Genomic DNA, 21,941 nt, shown 5'->3' on the forward strand with positions numbered 1-21,941 from the left:
TATATTTGTTATTAAGATACAATTCAGCTATAAAAAAAATTGATTAACCATCTCACTTCAATGAAAACATACTTTGGATATTTAGTTCTTCTGGTATTGGTATTACTTCCGTTACAAATATATGCCCAGCAAAATGCGTCAGCTGACGAATTATTTGCAAAAGCAAGAACAGCTGCATTTGAAAATAAAGATTACGCCACCTCTATTTCACTTGCCAAACAGGCCCTGGAAACGGCACCCGACTATACTGATATTTCAATTTTTTTAGGTAGAGTTTATACATGGAATAAAGATCCGGAGTCTGCAAGAGCAGTTTTTGAAGATCTTGGAAGAAAAAATATTAAAGATGAAGATTATTTCATTGCCTATGCTTCCCTGGAATATTGGAATGACCGGTACAGCGAAGCCAAAGAGATCATCAGTAAAGGATTATCCTCTCACCCACAGTCTGAAGCACTCTGGCTTTTGAAAGCAAAAGTAGAATATGCAGATAAAAATTATATTGAATCTGAAAAGGCCATCAAAGCTGTTCTAGCGATTAATCCAAAAAACACGGAAGCCAACAGCCTGGCCGTAAGGGTGCATGAATTTACTTACAAAAATGCTTTAAGTATTCTTTACAACTATTCTCATTTCGACAAACAGTTCGATGACGACTGGCATGTTGTAGGACTCAGTTATAAAAGAGTCACACCTATTGGCGCAGTGATCATCAGGGGAAATTATGCCAATAAATTTGCAGAAGACGGAACCCAGATTGAGCTGGAAGCTTATCCGCGGTTATCCAAAATGTTTTATCTCTATGTGGGAGGCGCCTACTCCAATGATGTTGGACTGTTCCCGAAATACCGAACAGGAGTTTCCCTGAACGCTAATCTTCCCAAGAGTTTTGAAGCAGAAATCGGATACAGGCAGCTTTACTTCAGCAAGAATATCTGGATGTATACTGCATCTGTCGGGAAATATTACAAAAATTTCTGGTTCAATATAAGAACGTACATTACGCCGGACAACAAAAATATTTCACATTCCTACACAGGAACGGTTCGTTACTATACAAAAAGTGCACAGGATTATTTTGGCTTTCAGATCGGTACGGGAATCAGTCCGGAAGAAAACAGGAATAACCTTCTGGAAAACGAAACCTTTAAGCTTAAAACCTTCAAAATAGGGGCTGAATATAATTTTTCACTAAAAGCCAATATGTTTTCCGTAGGAACCATGTATTACAATCAGGAATACCTCCCGAATCAAAAAGGAAATCAGTTTGATATTACCTTAGGCTATACAAGAAAGTTTTAATCCGTTTTTATTTATTTTTTTTCATAAAATTAACCATGACAGAATCCGGCATTAATTTCCTGCTGGCATAAAACCTTGAGTTCATACTTTTAAACTGATTAAAACGTCCACTGATCAACTTCAAAGCAGAAGCATCATCAGAAGGATCTTCCTCAGAGTTTTTAAGCGTAAACAACTGTCCTTCATGAAGATAATATTTATCTGAAACAAAATCAATCATCATATTTTTACTCTGCATCATAGGAATTCCGGCTTTGCTTATCTGCGAATCCGGAGAGAAGCCTCGTCCTACCCAGGTAACAGTAGACGGTGTACGGAGTTTATAATTATTCCTGTAATAGGCTAAAAGAGATGGAGCAACATCAAAATGACTTGCCGTTTTCAGAAAACGTTTCGGCTCTTTCAACAATGGTGAATAGATCAGCAATGGTACATGAAACCTGTCAATCTTAGATTCCAATGTAATTTCCGGCATACTGTGATCGCCTGTTATAACGAAAATCGTATGCTGAAAATCCGGACGTTTGCTGTAATCTTCAAAGAAGTTTTTCAGGGCATCATCTGCATTCAGGACAGAAATCAACTGGTTTTTATTGCCTTCCGCCCATTTTTTCTGCTCCGGATTTAAGAGATTGGATTGTAATCTTTCATTATAAAGTTTTTCATAATACGCCCTGTTATTAATCAAAAACGGATTATGTGTAGAAAGCGTAAGAAGCATATTAAAATAAGGTCTTTGCTGTAATTTCTGCGTCTCCAGAAACTTTTTGAAAACCGCCTGATCTTCATAGCCCCAGCTATCTCCATCGGTTGCCGGAAGTCTTTTGTAAGAACCGCCGAACGATGCAATATCTACAATATGATCTACCTTACTGTATTCCAGAAAATTTCTGTAACGGTCAAACAATAAATTCCCGCCATAGAAAAATCCTGTTTCAAATCCATTGGCTTTTAAAACATTATAAAGATTGAAATGTTCCGGTGTATTTTCAATTTCCAGGAATCCGTTTTTACCAAAAGGAAGTGACCCAGTGAGCGAAGGCAAGGCTCCGAACGTCCTCCCCGCAGAACTTAAACTGTTCTCCCAAAATAAACTTTTACTGGCCAGAGAATCCAGAAAAGGCGTAAAATTCCCCACATACCCTTTGGGAGAAGTATAAGCATGCCCAAAACCTTCCATTACGATAAAGACAAGATTCGGAACTTCTTCAGACCTATTAAAATAAGCGCCTAAAAAGTCAGGAGTATTTTCTTTTCTCCAAAAAGGAAATGACGGATCGAGCATTTCGGCATTGGCTGTAAACTTTCCTTCATCATTAATAAATTCACTGATTTCAGGATGACTGCTGATAAAATTCTCTTCGTTGGATATAAAGAAATAAGCCCATTTACTTTTTGAAGCAGTCTGGCTGAAGGTATTATTGGTCTGGTTTAATTCCTTAGACTGCATCATATTTTTGGGAATAAAAAAAGCAATCAGGCCAAGGCTTAAAAAAACGATTCCTATATATTTTGACTTAAAGGCGGATCTTCCTGCCATCCATAAAGGAATAACACATATTGCAATCAAAATTCCCAGCAGCGCAAAATTTTTGAAATTAAGCATTCCGCCCGCTCTTAAAATCTGCTTGATCTCATCTTTGCTGTAATACAAAAGATCTGCACCAAGCATATTTTGGGTTTCGGAGAAATACAAGAAGAGAATATATTGCGTAACAGCCACAAATCCGAATACAACCAGCGCTGATAAATTGGCCCAGCTTTCTTTTATAGAATTGATTATTAAATAAATAACTCCAAAAACAAATATCAGTTTCAATGCAAACAAAATATTTTCCAAAAAGAGAGGTCCTGCAATAGAAGAGGAATTAAATCTCGGAAAAGAATACCTGTACCAAAACCATTCTGCAGCAACACCTACTAAAAATAAGATCAGAAAAACCAAAGATATCATACCCAGTTTCCTCAACCCATGGTTAAGAATAGCTGCAACTCTTTCCTTTAAAGGTAAATTTTTGGTATTCTGATTGAAACCCTGCCTTGTCATCTCGCCCCATCCGTGGGATTTTTTAAAATAATCTATAAACCCGTTCACTCCTGCTTTCACCACGATTGGATGAAAATAAAACGGTTCTGAAAAAGCAGTTCCTATTAAGGTAAGAAAATCTTTTCGTTTGGTATATACCTGATGGCTGACAAGATCCACCAGAATCCCGTAAATAGAGTAAAGAAACCCCATGGATATCACCAATGCAAACAAAATCGTAAAAAATGACCAGTTGATAATCCCAAACAAAAGAAAAACAATAAAAATGATGTATCCCAAAAACTCAACCAACGGACCCAGGAACTCAAAGAAAAACCAATAAGGGAGGCTTACCATCCCCAACTTTCCGTATTTTGGATTGAACATCATTTTCCGGTGTTTCCATAAAGTTTCAATGGTTCCCCGCATCCAGCGGTTACGCTGTTTTTTCAGGATATCCTTGCTCTCAGGAACTTCCGTCCAGCAAAGCGGATCAGGAATTGTAAGAACTTCATAAGGCTCATTCCTTTCTTCCATATATTTCCTCATACGGACTACCAGTTCCATATCTTCGCCTACTGTGCTTTTATCGTACCCGCCACACTCCAGAACGATTTTCCTGTCGAAAACCCCGAAAGCCCCGGAGATCAGAATCAGTCCTGAAGCCCTGGACCAAGCCATCCGTCCCAATACAAAAGCCCGGATATATTCTAAGGCCTGTGTTTTTCCCAGCAGTGTTTTAGGCATATTTACGCTCACTACTTTCCCGTCTTCAATTACGCAATTGTTGGCAAGGCGAATCACCCCTCCGCAGGCAATATATTTTTTGTCGGTTTGTTCAAGAAACGGTTTTGCCAGTTTCAGGATCGCATCCTGCTCCAGGATACAATCTACATCAATACACACCAGATAATCCCCGGAAGAAACATTAATGCCTACATTCAAGGCATCAGCTTTACCGCCGTTTTCTTTATCCACAACGATAAGTTTTTTAAAAGCCTGATTTTTACTTTTATAAACTCCTTTTATCTTATTGGTTTCAATTTTCCCCTGCACAAAGAAAGACACTCTTTCCAGCTCGTAAGCTTCGATCAGTTTTTGGATAGAATCATCCTTACTCCCATCGTTAATAATGATAATTTCAAGGTTGTGATAATAAAGGGACAACAACGATCTTACATTTTCCACTATGGTCATTCCTTCGTTGTAAGCAGGCGCAAGAAGGCTGAAGGTGGGCGCATTGGGATTGGCAGCAATAATACTGTAATCGGTAAATGTATTTTCTTTTTTATAGCGTATCACAGCTCCCAGCGCGTAGACTCCGATCCATCCATAAATAATAGCTACCGCAGTCCCGTACAGCAGAAATAACCATATAATAACTTCATAGATAATGTGTGAGAATTCTAACATACTTTTTCCTGAAGTGCGTATTTTATAATTTGAATTAATTTTTCGGACGCCGTTTCATCCCGGGAAAGTTTAGCTAAATATTCCTGGTGCCCCAGCTCAAAAAGGGTTTCCGCGGCATACACCTTGATCGCCGTATTACTGTTTTCCAGTAATTCTTTTTTAACCAGATCTGTACAGCACTGGTCTTTGGAAATTTTCATCACACGAAGAATTTCAAGCTGAACTTCATGCGGCTGATCCGGATAAACTTCCGTAAGAAAACGAATTGTTGAAGGGTTTTCCAGTGATAAAATCGTCTGTACGGCCTGTACCCTGACCTCAACTGAGGAATGCTCCAAAAGAGTAACCACAATTGGATAAAAAGGAAGCATTTGAAATTTCCTCAGCAATTTCAAAGTAAAAATAATCACGGAGTCATTGGGGCTTCTGAGCCAGCTTTCGATAGCTTCTCCTGAGTTTTCCGGTACGCTGGTGATAGAAAGAAGAAGACGGAGCTGCTGCCATTCTGAAATTTTTTCTGTCGCAGTATTCAGAAAGTACAAGCCTTCAAAACCTTTAAAGCTTACCATGGCGTACTGCGCTTCCTGGTAGACCTGCGGGGAAGGATGTGATAAAAAAGAGGAAATTCTGGGAAGACTTTCTTTTACTTCCATTACCGTAAGCTCCTGTATTCCGCCGGCGATGAGGTAAGGTTTCTTCTGATCAAGCTTTTTGGCAGCTTCCTGCTGGAGATGATATTCTTTGAAGAGGTTTTTAATTTTAATTTTTGCTGATCCTGAGAATTTCTTTTCAGAATCTACAAGTTTCTGCAGGAATAAATTCCGGAATGACGAATTCCCCGAAGAAGCCATAAAATTTTGATCCAAAGACAACTCCTGATCTTCATAAACAATAACTTCCGATATTTTTTGATTAATAACCTTTACCCATTCTGAGATTCTCACAGATTCCTTATATTGAAAAAAACTGTAAAAAAGTACCCCTATAATTAATAACAGTACGAGCAACAGCATCCCAAGGAAAACAATAAAAAGAAAATGTACAGAAGTGGTAAGCAGCATATTCGTTTATTTAGGGATAAATCTTTTAATTCTCAGCATCAGTTCATTCGGGCTGAACGGTTTTATAATAAAATCCGAGGCCCCGAGGTCAAAAGCATTAAGCACCACCTCTTCCTGCCCCATGGCAGACAGCATAATCACAGGAATTTCCTTCCCCATCGTTTGTATTGCAGAAAGTATTTCTATTCCTGAAGCAAAGGGCATCATGATATCTGTAATGGCAAGGTCCACCTCTCTCTCTTTTAAAGTTTCGATGGCTTCCTTTCCGTTTCGGGTAAGGATCACTTCATGACCTTCCTTTAATAATTTGTGTTCTATCGTTTTTAGAATCAGTTCATCGTCTTCAGCGATCAGAATCAACATAGTTTTTATTTTTATTTTATTAAACCATTTATTAAATTTAATCCGATTGTTATTTCATCAATTATTTCCTGCAGTAAGGATGAGAAATCTGTAGTTTCGTCCACTTTATTTTCCCAGTATAAAGCGGTTTCTGCCAGCTTTATCAATCCGGCTGTTCCGGCCGTCCCTTTCAGCTTGTGAAGGATTTTTTTCATTTCTTCAACATTTTCTTCGGCAGCGGTATTTTTTATATTGTTTTCGGCCTCGGAAAGCTGCTGGATGACCAGGTTCAGAAACATTTTTCTAAAATCTTCATCATCGTCTCCCGTTTGATCATTGAGAAGGTTCAGGTCAAGATATCTTTCCATTTGTACAGTGTTTTTATGTTCTGCTTTATTGCCGGAAATATATTTTGTAAGCATTTCAAAAAGATCTGCCTGCCTTAAGGGTTTCGGAAGAAAATCATTCATTCCGGACATGATGCATTTTTCCTTTTCACCTATTATGGTCCCTGCTGTGACTCCAATAATCGGGGTATCCTGATATCCGGGAAGAAGACGGATCTGCTTGGTGGCTTCAATACCGTCCATTACAGGCATCTGAACATCCATCAGGATCACCGAAAAATGTTTGCTTTTGCATTGTTCCAAAGCTTCCAGTCCATTAGTTGCCTCCGTAAGCTGTGCATCAGGAATCAGGGACTTCATCATTCTATTGTTAAGTACCATATTCACAGGATTATCATCCACAAGCAAAACACGGAGATCAGGCGGAAATAAAGAAGTTTCCATTTCCGACTCCGGAGCTGCGGGTATTTCTTTTACATTATCCTGTACGGCACGTTTCAAAGTTTGATAGAGCTCTTCCGACTTTATAGGCTTTAAAAGGAAGTATGAGTTTTCGTCCTGCCTGAAAGAATTGATCACATCATGTTCTTCTGAAGAAGTATGAAGGATAACCAGAGGGGAAGTTTCATGGTTCTGAATGAATAATTCCTTAATTTTTTCAATGGTTTCCAGCCCGGAAATTACCGGCATATGGTAATCCATTAAAATAACATCAAAACGTTCTCCCGCCAGTAAAATCTGTAAGGCTTCCATTCCGTTGGCTGCCAGTTTTGATTCAACTTTTTTATACGCCAGCATGTGCTGAAGAATCACCCTGTTGGCCTCATTATCATCTACAATAAGAACTTTTTCTATTTTCAGTTCTTCATCTTCACCGGTTTCGGATATCTCATAAGGAACCTCAATATCAAAGAAAAATACAGACCCTTTTCCCGGTGCACTGTTCAGGGAAAGGTGGCTTCCCATGTAGCCTAAAATATTATTCGATATCGTAAGTCCCAACCCTGTTCCACCGTAGCGTTTGCTGATGGAACTGTTTTCCTGTGTAAAAGCATCAAAAATATGCTGCTGCTTTTCAAGCGGAATACCTATTCCTGTATCTCTTACAGAAAATCTTAGTGATATATTTTTATCGCAGATATTCAGTTTTTCTACTTTAAGCTCAATTTCACCTTGCTGTGTGAATTTCACTGCATTCCCTAAAAGATTGATAAGAATCTGCTTCAGCCGGGTTTCATCCAGCCAAAGTATTTTCGGCAGTCCCTGCTCGATATTGAGCAGCAGCTCAATATGTTTTTTCTGCGACTGATAAAGAATTACATTGACGACCTGGCTGACCAGATCATAAACGTTGGATTTTTCAATGAGGAGGTCCATTTTACCGGACTCTATCTTGGAGAAATCCAGAATGTCATTAATGATAGCAAGCAGATTTTCCCCGGATTCATTAATATAATTAAGATACTGGGTTTGTATTTCATTGAGTGGAGTTTTTAAAAGCAGGTCTGAAAATCCTATAACTCCATTCAGAGGTGTGCGGATTTCGTGACTCATGTTGGCCAGAAAATCAGATTTGGCCTTGCTCGCAATTTCTGCCATTTTTTTTGCATTTTTGAGCTCTTCATTGACTTTAACAGCATTGGTAATATTCTGAACAGAAACTATTACACCACCTATCACACCCTCTGAAAGATACCATGGCCCTACTTCCACATTGTAATGCTGGATTCCTTCTTTATGTAAAAGTTCAATGGCAAAATCATCATTTTTATAGACCTTACCGCGTAAAGCATCTTTGTAGATCGCTTTTCTCTCTTCTGGAACATCGGGAGAAATGGTAAAGATATTCTCTCCCGTCAGCTCCACATTATTCATATTGAATTCTTCTTTCCAGCTGGTGCTTACCGAAAGGTAATTAAGCTCTTTATCAAACATCGCTACAGGAACGGGCACGTAGGTTACGAAAGACTGCATCATTGCCTCTTTGTTCGCAAGCTCCAGATAAATCTTTTTAAAGGCATCAATATCCTGAATGATCCCAAAAACCCTGTTGCATACCCCGTTTTCAAACTCCGGGATTCCTTTTACTCTTACCCAGATCGTAACGCCATCATTCCGGACAAGCCGAACCTCTTCATCGTAAGGAATACCTTCCGAAACAGCTCTTTTGAAAAGAAAATCAATTTTTTGCCTGTCTTCATCTTTGTAAAAACCAATTGCGTTTTCGAGATCCGGCTGGAAATCATAGTCTATTTTATGAATTTCTTTTGTCGTCTTTGACCAGAATACAGCATTATTCTTAAGATTAACTTCCCAGCCGCCCACCTGGGCAACCGAGCTTGTCTGCTCGAGCATTTTCTTAGCATATACCAGATCTCTTTCCAGGGTTATTCTTTCGGTAACATTCAGCGCTGTACTTACTACGTAGGGATTCCCGTCTTTATCGGTTTCTACAAGATTATGGTACATCCAGACCAGCTCTTCTCCTTTTTTTGACCTGAGGATCATTGTCCCGAAATCTTCCTTGTTCTGGTTGATCCGCTGCAGATATTCTTCCAGTAAAGGCCAGTTTTGCTCAGGAACAAGGTCTTTCAGATTCAGTCCCTGTACTTCTTCCGCAGAATATTTCAGGGTTTCTCTTCCTTTTTCATTCACTTCAAGAATATTCCCCTCCATATCGTGCATGCTCATCAGGCCGATGGCATTTTCAAAAAAGCTTCTGAAACGGCGTTCAGAGCTTTCAAGCTGAAGCCTTTCTTCAATACGCTGGGTAATATTAATTCCGAAACAAAAAATTCCGGAATGATTCTGATTCTGCTTCAGATACCATTCTATAAGAATAGGAGCAGCGTCATATATCTTTGTGGAGGTTATAAATACCAGTTCTTCATCAGTCTTGAGAAAGTTTTTTAATCTGAGCTCCAAGGAAACATCCTGTTCTCCCAGAATTGTTAAAAAGCTCTGATGAACAGCCTGGTTTTTGGGTATCCCAAAAAGTTTTTGAAATGCCGGATTTACTTCTTTGAGAATAAATTCGTTATCAATGACGCAGATCAGATTATTGGAAACATCAAAGGTTTGCTGGAAATATTCAGCCCGAATATTTTTTCTTTTGTTCAGGAAAAACTGTGTAACTGCATCACCTATTTTTTTAAGGGCGGCAATCTGGTTTTCCGAAATAGTTTTAGGCTTGTAATCAATAACGCAAATAGTTCCCAATACAAAGCCTTCATCATCTATCAGCGGTATACCTGCGTAGAATCGGATACCCCCTTCAAGTATTATTGAGTTACCGGATGATCTGCTGTCCGTCAGGGTATCGTTAATTACCACCACATCTCCGCTTGCAACAGAATACTGGCATAGTGTATTTTTCCGGTCCACGGCATCCAAAGAAAGCCCAATACAGCTCTGTATCGTCTGAATCTCACTTTCCATAATGGCAATAAGCGAGCTGGGACAATCTGCAATCAGACACGCAGCTTCTGCAAAAACATCTAATTGAGGATCCTTTGGAAGGTTCAGAAGATCAAACAGTTCCAGTTTTTTAATTCTTCCCTTTTCATTGTCAGGTACTGGATAATTATCCATAATATTAATTACTACTTGTTTTATGTTAAATATAGTCAGAATATTATTATAAAAATTATTTTTATAAACTTAATTATTTCATAATTAATAGATACAATAATCAATTATTGATAATAATATTGCATAAATAAGAAAAATTAACCAGAATATACATAATGGATAAATACAGATATTTCATAATGATCCTGCCAAGGCAGTAAGAGTATAATTAAACCAAAGTATGCCCTGAAAATAAATTATCTTTGCAACACACGTAAAATTTTGTCAATCATGAAGTTAGAATTATATCAAATAGATGCTTTTACAGAAGAGATTTTCCATGGGAATCCCGCATGCGTTGTCCCACTAAAAAACTGGTTGCCTGATGAGATACTTTTAAAAATAGCCCGCGAAAATGCTGTAGCCGAAACAGCTTTCTTTATTGATAATGGCAATACTATTCATCTGAGATGGTTTACCCCCGAAATAGAAATGGACCTGTGCGGACATGCTACCCTTGCCACAGCCCATTGCCTGGCTTCTATTTTAAACTATCAAAGCAGCAGGATGGTTTTTCAAACCAGAAGCGGAGAATTAACGGTCGAAGTTAAAGATGGAATGTATTATATGGATTTTCCGTCAAGAATGCCTGAAAAATCGGCTCTTCCGGATATAATAAGCCAATCCCTGAATATACAGCCTAAGGAGGTCTTCCAATCAAGAGATTATGTTCTGGTATATGAATCTGAGGAAGACATAAAAAATATCAAAATTGAAAGATCTGTTTTTGACCTCATCAATCTGGACCCGGGAGGGGTTGTAGTAACAGCAGCAGGTACTGACAGTGATTTTGTTTCAAGATATTTTACTCCGCAGTCGTCCATTCTTGAAGATCCGGTAACCGGCTCTGCCCACTGCTCGCTTATTCCGTTATGGTCATCAAGATTAGGGAAAGATAAGCTATTCGCCCGCCAGCTATCGGAAAGAGGCGGCGAGCTTTATTGTGAAAACAAAAAGGAAAGAGTAATTGTGGCAGGTAAAGCCAGAACTTATTCCGAGGGATATTTCCGGATAGAATAATGGTATTCTGAAGAGATTGAAAAGCCAAATGGCGCCACTTTTAAATAAGTGGCGCCATTTTTAATAATATTTTAAACCAGAAATCTTATTTCTTTAATTCAGCAATCGCGTCTGAAATTCCACCGCCTGCAATTTCAAAGAAAGAGGGTCCCGCCAACAGGTATACTTTTTCTAATTTCTTTGTTTTGGACAGGTTGTGTTCTTTCAAATAGGTTTCAGAGCGGTTCGCACTGACAATACCTTTCACTACATTTCCCGCTACCAAAGCTGTTGGAGAATCTATCCCTGCATCTTTTAAATCGCTTGCAAACGCAAAATTGGTTACGCCTAATCTCATTGCTTCGCGGGCAGCTACTTCTCCCACTGAAGTCATCAGCTCAGGAGTGAAGTTGTTTCTGTTACCCAAACCGATCAGCAATAATTTTTTCGCTGACATAGAACCTGCCGGAGGTGTTATTAAAAGGGTTTCAAGGGAATGTCCCTTAAACTGTCCCGACTGTCTGATTTTTGTAAATTCACCTTTAAGTGCTTCATCTAAATGCACCAACCCGTTCAGATTGGCAGGTAAAGCCTGGGCACTGTGAATATCATTTTCCGTGTATTCGAACACACAAGCAACCTGAAGCTGGGCATCGGCAGAGGATGGTCCCTGAACCAGTCCAATCATTGAAATCCCATCCACTGAGCCCCAGTTTTTTGATGTTCCGACGGCTGTGGTTTTTGCAGATGAGTTGGCTGTAGTTGTAGTGGTTTGAGCAAAAGTCAGGGTTGAAAATGCTAATCCGGCAATGAATAATGATTGGCTAAGGATATTGGTAAGTTTATTTTTCATAATGATTGATTTTAAGTTATTATTTTGTCTAATTGTTAATTATTGTTTTACTGTATATCAAAGGTAGGTTTAGAAATAAATTTCAGCATTGATGTGGGATAATTAAATATGAATTTTATTTATGCTTCATCTAAAATTTAAAAACGATTCTTGAATTGACGAATAATCCGTCCTTGTCATTTTCAATAATGTCATCTACGAATTCACCGGTTTTGAAATACTGAATTCCAGTATTGAAGGTGAAAAATTTATTGATCTTATAATTAAAGCTTCCTAAAAAAGCAGTTCCTATGTATCTCTTTTTGGAATTCATTGAAGTCAGGTTCAGAGAACCGCTTGGCCTGTACACACCGTCCTGGATGGAATATCTCCAGTTGAAAACCACATCTGCCTGGACCGTTATTTTGCTGCTCAGATCTACCGTTGCATAAGGATGGATGTCAATCAGATTCACAGGTCCGATTTGCGGATTGAATCCGAAATACCCTCCTTTCGGATAGAGCGGATTGAAAGTTCCCAGCTTTCCATCATCTTTGTTTCTGTCTCCGGAAATATAATCGTTGCGAAGATTGATCGTAGGTTTTCCTTTTACATTTTCAAACATATAACCAATATCTGCAGAAGCCGTCCACGCGCTGATCGTTCCTTTGTTGAAGTTCCCGAACTGATAAGCCGCTTCAAAGTTGTAAATAAAACCACCGCCATATTTCCAGAATCTTCCGCCTAATGTATGTCTTGTTTCATCCCCGATTCCGTCTTCAAAACGTGAGTCTTTCCGGTGAATTCCCAGATAATAGAATTCCAGATTTCCGCTTTTAGGAAGAATCAGAGTGTTGTAACTTCCCCAAAGATTGATGGATTTTGAAAGTTTATTATCAAAAGCCCCAGTATTGATTTCGCTTGCCATCATCATAAAAGCATCCGATTTGAAGTTTCCTTTCTGATACATCAGCTTTAATCCATCAAAGTACAGTCTCAGGTTCGGGCCTTCCCGTACAGAAATCAGTCTTCCGCTTCCGTAGTCCAGTTCCTGTCTTCCTGCGCGAACGGTTAGTTTTTCTTTTTCATTTTTAACCGCATCCACGTCTATAAAAAGGTTCTGAACATTCAAGTGATCTTCATCAATAGGTCTTGGCCCGTTCTTTCTTCCGTTTTCCCATGCACTTCTCAACTGTCCGAAAACCCTTACCCGCGAGCCTAAATGCCAATCTGCATGAACCGTATATCTCTGGATAAAAAACGGGTTGCTTCCAATTCCCAGCCTTCCCCAGTCTTCGTTGTTGAATTCCACAAACTCTGCTCTTGCTTCTCCGCCTAAGGATAAATATTTATTACCCTTGTTTTCGGACAGCGGAATGTATTTCAATGAGTTATAAAATGTTTTTGCAGAATCCTGATACGCTTCATAATTTTCATCAAACCTCATCAGTTTAAATTGTGCAGAAGTATAGACGGGCAGCAAAATCTGTGCGATCAGTAATATTGTAATGAACTTCTTCATGCTAAACCTTTCTTAAATAATTATCGACTGAATATTTTCCGGGTCCCACAAAAAGCAGAAACAAATAACACAGGCTGTACATAAAAGGGGTATCTTTTATCAGCAAAGCATCATTCCAGTGAAGAATAAAATAGCCTGTGAGCGTCACCGCCAAAATCGGGAGAACTGCAATTCTGGTAAAGAATCCGAAGATAACAAATACCGGGAACACCAGGTTGGCCGCATCTGCAAAGAGACTATTGAATGCTTCCGGAAGATGCAGAGGATTAGGAACTTTTTCAGCTTCCGCAACGCCCACACCTAGCTTTTTCAATCCGTGTGCTGTGATTAATTCTACTGATAATAAAATTCTGAATACCAATAAAGCGATATGAATTAATTTTCCTTCAAGGCTGGTATTGGTGATGGTTTGGATGAGCTTTTTCATAGGTGTAGGTTTGAAATGATTGGATGATGGAATTGAATCGTGTATTCTTTTTAAACCACCCCGTCAAAAATTCTTTGAATTTTCGCCATCCCTCCAAAGGAGGGGAATTTTGTGCGAAGTAGTTTTAGTTTTCTTATTTCGTTTGGTATCCTCCGTAATATTTTACCGGTGACCATTCCGGGATTACAGGAAGTGAAGCCGGAGCAACATTTTTATAAGTTTCGTCCCCATACACTACTTTCCCGTCAACAATGGTTAGCTTTGAAGTAATGTCTTTGATCTCTTCCTCATTGACACTGAAATAATCTCTGTCTAAAATCGTAAGGTCTGCGAAATATCCTTTTTTGATTTTCCCTTTTTCGTAATCCTTTATCAGTTCATATCCTCCGAAAGTGGAAAGTGATAAAGCTGTTTTTCTGTCTAAAGCATTTTCTTTTGCCATTACCTGGGTTCCGCCCAATGTTTTACCTGTAGTAATCCAGTATAAGGCAACCCAGGGATTATAACTTGCGACTCTTGTTCCGTCTGTTCCCAATCCTACAGGAATTCCCATTTCCAGCATTTTCTTTACCGGTGGAGAAGCCAGTGCTGCTTTTTTCCCGTAGCGGTGGATGAAACTTTCGCCCTGATACGCCATTCTGTGCTGTACCGCAATTCCGCCGCCTAAAGCTTTGATGCGTCTCATATTATCTTCAGAAACCGTTTCTGCATGGTCGATGAACCAAACCAATCCGTTTAATGGTGTTTCTTTATTTACTTCTTCAATAACATTCAGGAATCTTGTGATGCTTTCATTGTAGGTGGCGTGAATTCTGAACGGCCATCTTTTTTTAACCAGAAGGCTTACTACTTCTTTCATATTTTTCTCCATTGTTGCGGGCAACTCGGGCCTTGGGAAAAGGAAATTTTCAAAATCCGCACCATCTGAAACCAAGTTCTCCCCGCCTCCATTTACGTGATAATCAATTTCATTATGGCCGTTATGACCGTGGTCATCGATGTCTACCATTCCTGTCCATTTCGTATAATCTGATAATTCTGATCCTTTCTTTTGGGCAAACAAATAATAAGGTAACCGAACCGTAATTTTTCCCTGCTTGTTCAATGCATCCGTTGTTCCGTAATCGTCAGGAAAATTCTGAAAACCGCCGCCTGCATCCATTACAGCAGTTACGCCAAGACGGTTTAATTCGGTCATATACTGCAGTGTGGAATTTTCTTTCTCAGCTTCTGTCAGCTCAGGTAGTTTTGCCAAAGTTGAATACAGGATAAAGGCATTAGGCTCTGCCACCAATAAACCTGTCGGGTCGCCGTTGCTGTCTTTCTCAATTAAGCCCTGTGCCGGATTTGGCGTGTCGCCGTTGATCTTTAACTCTTTCAAACCTGCTTTATTCAGCCATGCTTTTCCGTAGAGATACATTACGAAAGCCGGAACATCACCTGTCGCTTCGTTGATTTCTGCCAAAGTCGGCAGTCTTTTTTCTTCAAACTGATATTCGTTCCAGCCACCAATTACTCTCACCCATTGACCTTTCGGTGTTCTCTGAGCCTGCTCTTTCAGGATTTCCAAAGCTCTTTTCAAAGTTTTCACACCGTCCCAGCGAAGCTCGGTATTGTAAAATCTTCCGCCACGGATTACGTGCAAATGACTGTCAAATAATCCGGGAATCACTCTGTTGCCTCCAGCATCGATGATTTTTGTATCGCTTCCTTTTAATTTTAAGATTTGGACATTCGTTCCTGTCTGGAGAATTTTATGGTCTTTGATGGCAATTGCCTGAACTTCCGGATTTTATCATCCATTGTTGTGATTTTTCCGTTGGTGACGATCAAATCGGCTTTCTGGGCGTTGAGCAGCCCTGCACCTAAGATGAATGAGAATAGAATTTTATGTAGTGGTTTCATAATTTACTTTTTAATGGTTTGAAGAAAAGGCAGGCAGTTTTTTTAACCTGCCCTTGTTAAGAGTTGATTAATGCTTAAGCATATCCTGAGCATACTGGATTCCCAATCCGTAAGCACCACCATATTTTTTCATTAAATCGTTAACCGGTTTGTAGGTTTCTTTTCTTGACCAGTCTCTCTGTAATTCAAGAACATACTGAACAGAGGTAATAGGATGCACCCCAGCCTGAACCATTCTTGTAACTGCCTGGTCGTGAGCTTCTTTTGAAATATCACCTGAAGCATCTGTGATGACATACACTTCATACCCTTCATCGATGGCGGATAAAGCCGGTCCTACAACACAAACACTTGTCCACAGACCCGCAAGAACCAGTTTCTTTTTGTTTTTCCCTGTAATGGCTTTGTGAGCGTTCAGATCTTCCCAGGTGTTCATTGTGGTTCTGTCCACATATCCGCTTGTTGCTTCAGGATACACTTCAGAAATTTCAGGGAAAACAGGCCCTGCGAAAGATTTTTCTGCAACTGTTGTTACCACTGTCGGGATATTAAAGATTTTTGAACCTCCGGAAATTAGGGCTACATTGTTTCTCAGCTCTTCCATGCTGATGCTTTTTGTAGCGAATGCCATCTGCCCTTCGTGGTCAATTAAAACCAAAGCATGGTTAGTTGGGTCCAACATTAATTTTCCAGGTTTCTGAGCGAATGCTGTTACTGATAATACTACTGTTGCGAATGTTAAGATTAGTTTTTTCATAATGTTTAATTTTTAAATGTTGTTTATTATAATGTTGTTCTAAATTTTAAATCTTACCTGGTATTTGTTTGATTTTGATATGACAAATTTAGGACGGTCAGAAAGCCTGCACATTTAACTAGTTTAATAAATTAATTTTCATGAAAAAAAATTTAGTTTATTTTTATCAGATATCTTTTTTAAGTTAGTATTATTAATCTGAAAGCAGAATTAAATTAATTTAAAACAATGAATATCAATATATTACTAACACACAATACAATAACTAACAGTAGAATTCAGACAAAAAAAACAGGCTTGAATTATAAAAATTCAAGCCTGTTTTCACAAATATATCACTCAACAATGAATGAGTGTTTAATTTTTTTATTGTAATAAGATCATTGATTCCTGAAGTACTTTTTTATTTTTCAGGTGAATGATATGACAAATTTATGACTATAAATCTTACCGGACATTTAACCAGATTAATAAATCAGTTTCAACATCAGGCGCCAGCCTCTTTATCCGTAAAAAGCTGAACTCCGTTTCTCTTTTCAATTAACTGAAGCGGATACATCTCAGGATTATACTCTCCGTTCAAAACTTCATTTAAAGCATGCTTTTTAGAGGTCCCGAATGTAATAATCAGGATATTCTCAGCTTTATTGATAATAGGCGCAGTCAGTGTAATTCTGAACATTTCCTGAGGCTTCAGATAATAGGCATCCACCCACTTTTCTTTTTCGTGCAGAATTTTTTCCCCCGGAAATAAAGAAGCCGTATGACCGTCATCCCCCATTCCTAAAAGGATAAAATCGAAAACACCATCAGCTCCCAAAACATTTCGGATTTGTGCTTCATATCCTTCAGCATAATCTTCAGGGTCGATTCCGTCTTTATACATCGGGAAAATGTGATCTTTATTAACAGGAACTTTATCCAGGAGGGTTTCAAAAGTCATTTTCGCATTGCTTTTTTCATCATCAAGAGATACCCATCGCTCATCTACCCAGAAGAAATATACTTTATTCCACTCTACTTTCTCTGCATATTCCTGAGTCGCCAAGAGGCTGAAAATAGCCTTCGGAGAAGAACCGCCGCTTAAGGCAACAACAAATTTACCATGCTTCAGGATAGATTTCCCGGAAAGCTCAACAAAGGTATCTGCTGCTTTTTTATATAAGGTATTCAGATCATCAAATACTGTAATATTCATCTTTACTTTTTTAATTCAAAATTAAACCCACTGGTGGCCCTGTCTTTCTACCAGCGCATTGCTGTCTTCAGGTCCCCAGCTTCCTGCTTCATAATTGGGGAAAGAAGAATCTTTGTTTTTTTCCCAGGTTTCCTGAATGGTTTTTACAACATCCCAGGCCTCTTCTACCTGATCAGAGCGCATAAACAATGTAAGATCACCTATAAGTGCCTCTAATAGCAAGGTCTCATAAGCTTCTGGAGTATCCGTCTGGCAGGCAAAATTGTCAAAAATCATTTCCACAGGCTTTAATTCTAACGAAAGCCCTGGTTTTTTCGACATAAAAAGCAATCTGATATCCATTTGCGGCTGGATGTTAATAATCAACCTGTTGGCGGATAAAAGGGACGAACTTTCCGAAAATGTAGAATGCGGAAGGGGCTTAAACTGAATGGTAATATAGGAATGCTTTTCTTTCATTTTCTTTCCTGTACGAACGTAGAAAGGAACGTTTTCCCATCTTTCGTTATCCAGGTAGAATTTTATAGCGGCAAATGTTTCTGTATTGGAATCAGGAGCAATTCCTTCTTCCTGGCGGTAACCGTTTACTTTGATACCGTTTACCTTCCCTCTTCCGTACTGCCCTCTCACTGCATAATGATCTACTTTATCCGGCGAAATCCTGCGGATTGATTTCAAAACATCCACTTTACGGTCCCTGATCTCTCCGGACTCCAGTGAAACCGGCGGTTCCATGGCCACCATGCAGAGAATCTGCAAAAGGTGATTCTGGATCATGTCACGCAAAGCACCGGTCTGCTCATAAAAACTTGCTCTTGTTTCTACACCTACTTCTTCTGCAACGGTAATCTGCACAGATTCTATATGCCTGTGGTTCCACAATGGTTCAAAAATTGAGTTTCCGAACCTGAAGGCTAAAATATTCTGAACGGTTTCCTTACCCAGATAATGATCGATACGGTAGATCTGCTCTTCCTTGAAGGTTTGTGAAAGCAGATTGTTCAATTCTATAGCAGATTCTTTATTGTGACCAAACGGTTTCTCGATAATAATCCGGTCTCTATCAGGATCAGAAGCTATAGAGGTATTCTTGATATGATTGGAAATAACGGACACAAAATTCGGTGCAATCGAAAGGTAGAAAAGCCTGTTGCCTCTTGTCCCGTAAACCTTATCAAAATTTTCCAGTTTCTGGGACAGTTTTTTATAGGAATCTTCTTCATCCAGCTGATGCTGAAAATAAGAAATGTGTGCCTGGAAACCAGCCCAGTCTTCTGTAGTAACATTCTTCCTTGAAAAGCTCTTCAGATTTTCTTTAATATAATTTCTAAAATTTTCGTCAGTATTCTCAGCTCTTCCTAAAGCTAAAATATTGAAGCCTTTTGGCATTCTGCCATCAATGTATAAATTGTAAAATGCAGGAAAAAGCTTTCTTTTTGCCAGATCTCCTGTTGCACCAAAAATAACAATAGTGGTTGGGTGCAGGATTGTATTGTCGCTCATTTTCCGATTTTAGTTATTAACGTTTTGCCATGAAGTATGAAAAACTCCCTCTCTATCCACTCTTTGGTAGGTATGCGCTCCAAAATAATCGCGCTGGGCCTGAATAAGATTCACAGGTAAAGATTCTGTGGTATACGCATCAAAATATCCCAAAGTGGTTTGAAGTCCTAAGCTTGGAATTCCGTTTGACACGGCAAAAGCCGCCGTTTTTCTCAGAGACTTAATTTTAGACTGTACGATTCCGGAAATTTCCTGATTCAGTAAAATATTAGATAAATCAGGAGCCTGCGTATAAGCTGAATAGAATTTTTCCAGCAAAACTGAGCGGATGATGCATCCCCCTCTCCAGATTTTGACAACGTCTTTTAACGGAATTTCAAACTGGTATTCTTCAGAAGCTTTTACGAGCAATGCCAAACCTTGCGCATAGCTGATTAAAGTAGCCAGATACAGCGCTTCACCCACTTCTTGGATGAATAATTCTGTATTTTCCGGCTTGATAATTTCTTCCTTAGCGTATAATTGAGACGCTTTCACTCTTTCTTCTTTATAGGCTGATAGAATTCTTGAAGTTACTGCAATATCGATGGTCGGAATAGAAACACCAATTTCCATTGCCTGTTCGGAAGTCCATTTTCCGGTTCCTTTTGCTCCGGCTTTGTCTAAAATCTGATCGACCAGAAAACCGTCTGTCAGCTCATCTTTTTGTTTAAAAATATCCCTTGTGATTTCAATCAGGAAAGAATTCATTTCACCTTCATTCCATTTTTTGAAAACTTCGTATAACTGATCGTTGTTCAGGTTTGCGCCTTTTCTTAATAAATCATAAGCTTCACTGATCAACTGCATAATGGCATATTCGATACCATTGTGAACCATTTTCACATAATTTCCTGCTGAACCTTTGCCCATATATGCCGTGCAGGCTTCACCATTCACTTTTGCAGCAATTAATTCCAGCATAGGCTTAAGCAAAGTAAAGGCTTCCAGATCTCCGCCGGGCATGATGCTTGGTCCTCTTCTTGCGCCCTGCTCACCTCCGGAAACCCCCATCCCCATGAAATGCAGGTTCTTGGATGTTAAATCAGCAATACGTCTCTCGGTATCTTTGAAATAAGAATTTCCGGCATCTACCACAATATCTTTAGGACTGAGAAGCGGTGTAATATTTTCCAGAACGGCATCTACCGGTTTTCCAGCAGGCACCATTAAAATAATCTTCCTCGGGGTTTCCAGAGCGGATACAAAATCTTCAAGAGAAGCTGTTCCTTTCACCTGCGTTCCCGGAGTTGCCCCGTTATGAAGCTCTTTTACTTTTTCCTCATCCAAATCGAATCCTGCTGTAGAAAAGCCGTTGTCGGCAATATTGTAAAGCAGGTTTCTTCCCATTACTCCGAGCCCGATGACCCCGTAATTATACTTTTCCATTCTTACTTAAGATTTATTTAATTTTTACAGTCGATAAAATTACGGAAATGCATACCAGTAAAAAAAAATATCCGTAATTTCTTTCAATTGTTATTATAGTTTTAATACATAAAAAAACTGTCCTAAAATAAAATACATTCAAGCTATTTACATCGTCATCGGAACTTCCATCAATAAAATCTCTGTATTTTCGGAAGTTGATTTGATGTTCAGGCCGGAAATATCCCAGACTCCGAAGCCGTCTCTTTCTTCCAGCTTCTGTCCTTCAATTTCTGCGCTTCCTTTCAGAATGAAAACATAAACTCCGTTTCCTTTTTTCTTAATCTGGTAACGGGTCTCGATATTATTTTCAAAATTTCCAAGGTGAAACCAGGCATCCTGATGAATCCAGACTCCTTCGTCATCAGCATTCGGAGAAAGAATCTGCTGAAATCTGTTTTGACTTTTTGTTTTATCTAAAGTAATCTGGTCATATCTGGGAGTCACATTTCTCTTGTTCGGATACACCCAGATTTGAAGAAACTTCACCAGACTGTCATTATTTTTGTTGAATTCACTGTGCATAATTCCTGTTCCGGCACTCATCACCTGGATGTCTCCGCTCCTGATAATTGCTGAATTTCCCATGCTGTCTTTATGTTCCAGATCGCCTTCCAGCGGAATGCTGATGATTTCCATATTATCGTGCGGATGGGTCCCGAAGCCTCTTCCTGCTTCCACTTTATCATCATTCAGAACTCTTAAAACTCCGAAGTGCATTCTTTCCGGGTTGTGATAATTGGCAAAACTGAACGTATGGTTACTCACCAACCAGCCGTGGTCAGCTTTTCCTCTGGAATCTGCCTTGTGAAGTACAGAATTGTCTTTAATTTTTGAATCAGTATTCGGTAAATGGTTATATCCGATGGGTTCTAACGGTTCAATTTCGTCGATCTCATTTTTCATTGTGTTGCCTAATGAAGCAGATGCTACAAACATTCCTGTTCCCAGTAATCCTTTCTTTAAAAAATCTTTTCTGTCCATATCTGTTGTTATTTATTTTGTTTTGATGGAACAAATTTAAGAGGATGAAAAACAGTATACATTTAACTGGTTTAATAAATTCATTTTTGTGAAAAATTTATACTTCAAATTCCTCTTTCCGAAGGAATGGATTTTGTGAAACAAAAAAACGGGGTGGTTTACACAACGTATAAACCACCCCGTCAAAAATTCTTTGAATTTTCGCCACCCCTCCACAGGAGGGAAT

General features: G+C 39.0%; 16 protein-coding genes. 2 read left to right on the forward strand and 14 right to left on the reverse strand.

Annotated elements, in window-relative coordinates:
• The first annotated feature begins 60 nt into the window (after window positions 1-60).
• The gene (locus BUB03_RS02530) at window positions 61-1,302 is read left to right on the forward strand and encodes a YaiO family outer membrane beta-barrel protein (protein ID WP_073060049.1); all 1,242 of its coding nucleotides are present in this window, start codon (window positions 61-63) and stop codon (window positions 1,300-1,302) included.
• Between the two features lie 7 nt (window positions 1,303-1,309).
• Here the strand turns inward: BUB03_RS02530 and BUB03_RS02535 are convergent, their stop codons facing one another.
• From BUB03_RS02535 to BUB03_RS02550, 4 genes are read right to left on the reverse strand one after another with little or no spacing between them, the layout of a single operon-like run.
• Entirely contained in the window at window positions 1,310-4,741 is a 3,432-nt protein-coding gene (locus tag BUB03_RS02535; protein ID WP_073060051.1) for a sulfatase-like hydrolase/transferase, read from the reverse strand.
• Complete coding sequence (locus BUB03_RS02540; RefSeq protein ID WP_073060053.1) at window positions 4,735-5,802, reverse strand: HEAT repeat domain-containing protein; 1,068 nt, start codon at window positions 5,800-5,802, stop codon at window positions 4,735-4,737. The genes BUB03_RS02535 and BUB03_RS02540 overlap by 7 nt, the downstream gene beginning before the upstream one ends.
• A 6-nt stretch (window positions 5,803-5,808) precedes the next feature.
• Window positions 5,809-6,165 carry a response regulator transcription factor gene (locus BUB03_RS02545; protein WP_073060056.1) on the reverse strand — a complete coding sequence of 119 codons (357 nt, stop codon included), beginning with the start codon at window positions 6,163-6,165 and terminating at the stop codon, window positions 5,809-5,811.
• A gap of 11 nt (window positions 6,166-6,176) precedes the next feature.
• Complete coding sequence (locus BUB03_RS02550) at window positions 6,177-10,082, reverse strand: response regulator (RefSeq protein ID WP_073060059.1); 3,906 nt, start codon at window positions 10,080-10,082, stop codon at window positions 6,177-6,179.
• Window positions 10,083-10,352: 270 nt separating this feature from the next.
• Between BUB03_RS02550 and BUB03_RS02555 the strand changes: the two genes are divergently transcribed.
• Window positions 10,353-11,141: a PhzF family phenazine biosynthesis protein gene (locus BUB03_RS02555; RefSeq protein ID WP_073060062.1), complete on the forward strand. Its 789-nt coding sequence runs from the start codon at window positions 10,353-10,355 to the stop codon at window positions 11,139-11,141.
• An 85-nt stretch (window positions 11,142-11,226) separates the two neighbouring features.
• Here BUB03_RS02555 and BUB03_RS02560 read toward each other — a convergent pair whose 3' ends face one another.
• The 10 genes from BUB03_RS02560 to BUB03_RS02600 all read right to left on the reverse strand — a co-directional run bounded on the left by BUB03_RS02560 (window position 11,227) and on the right by BUB03_RS02600 (window position 21,715).
• Complete coding sequence (locus BUB03_RS02560; protein ID WP_073060065.1) at window positions 11,227-11,973, reverse strand: M17 family peptidase N-terminal domain-containing protein; 747 nt, start codon at window positions 11,971-11,973, stop codon at window positions 11,227-11,229.
• A 130-nt stretch (window positions 11,974-12,103) separates the two neighbouring features.
• Entirely contained in the window at window positions 12,104-13,474 is a 1,371-nt protein-coding gene (locus BUB03_RS02565) for an alginate export family protein (RefSeq protein ID WP_073060068.1), read from the reverse strand.
• Between the two features lies 1 nt (window position 13,475).
• On the reverse strand, window positions 13,476-13,901 hold the full coding sequence (locus BUB03_RS02570; protein WP_040994179.1) for a DoxX family protein: 426 nt from the start codon (window positions 13,899-13,901) through the stop codon (window positions 13,476-13,478).
• Window positions 13,902-14,034: 133 nt separating this feature from the next.
• Complete coding sequence (locus BUB03_RS02575; RefSeq protein ID WP_262484326.1) at window positions 14,035-15,573, reverse strand: amidohydrolase; 1,539 nt, start codon at window positions 15,571-15,573, stop codon at window positions 14,035-14,037.
• A 47-nt stretch (window positions 15,574-15,620) separates the two neighbouring features.
• A complete protein-coding gene (locus BUB03_RS22015; protein WP_228417744.1) occupies window positions 15,621-15,806 on the reverse strand; it encodes a hypothetical protein in 186 nt (61 codons plus the stop codon).
• A gap of 67 nt (window positions 15,807-15,873) precedes the next feature.
• Window positions 15,874-16,563, reverse strand: a complete 690-nt coding sequence (locus BUB03_RS02580; RefSeq protein ID WP_040994175.1) for a hydrolase — start codon at window positions 16,561-16,563, stop codon at window positions 15,874-15,876.
• Between the two features lie 487 nt (window positions 16,564-17,050).
• Window positions 17,051-17,761, reverse strand: a complete 711-nt coding sequence (gene pgl / locus BUB03_RS02585; protein WP_073060071.1) for a 6-phosphogluconolactonase — start codon at window positions 17,759-17,761, stop codon at window positions 17,051-17,053.
• 21 nt (window positions 17,762-17,782) lie between these two features.
• Window positions 17,783-19,264 carry a glucose-6-phosphate dehydrogenase gene (zwf, locus tag BUB03_RS02590; protein WP_073060074.1) on the reverse strand — a complete coding sequence of 494 codons (1,482 nt, stop codon included), beginning with the start codon at window positions 19,262-19,264 and terminating at the stop codon, window positions 17,783-17,785.
• 9 nt (window positions 19,265-19,273) lie between these two features.
• Window positions 19,274-20,692, reverse strand: a complete 1,419-nt coding sequence (gene gndA, locus BUB03_RS02595) for an NADP-dependent phosphogluconate dehydrogenase (protein WP_073060077.1) — start codon at window positions 20,690-20,692, stop codon at window positions 19,274-19,276.
• A 147-nt stretch (window positions 20,693-20,839) separates the two neighbouring features.
• Window positions 20,840-21,715 carry a pirin family protein gene (locus tag BUB03_RS02600; RefSeq protein WP_073060080.1) on the reverse strand — a complete coding sequence of 292 codons (876 nt, stop codon included), beginning with the start codon at window positions 21,713-21,715 and terminating at the stop codon, window positions 20,840-20,842.
• Window positions 21,716-21,941: the final 226 nt, after the last annotated feature.

The organism is Chryseobacterium oranimense, assembly GCF_900129755.1.
Lineage (GTDB): Bacteria > Bacteroidota > Bacteroidia > Flavobacteriales > Weeksellaceae > Chryseobacterium > Chryseobacterium oranimense.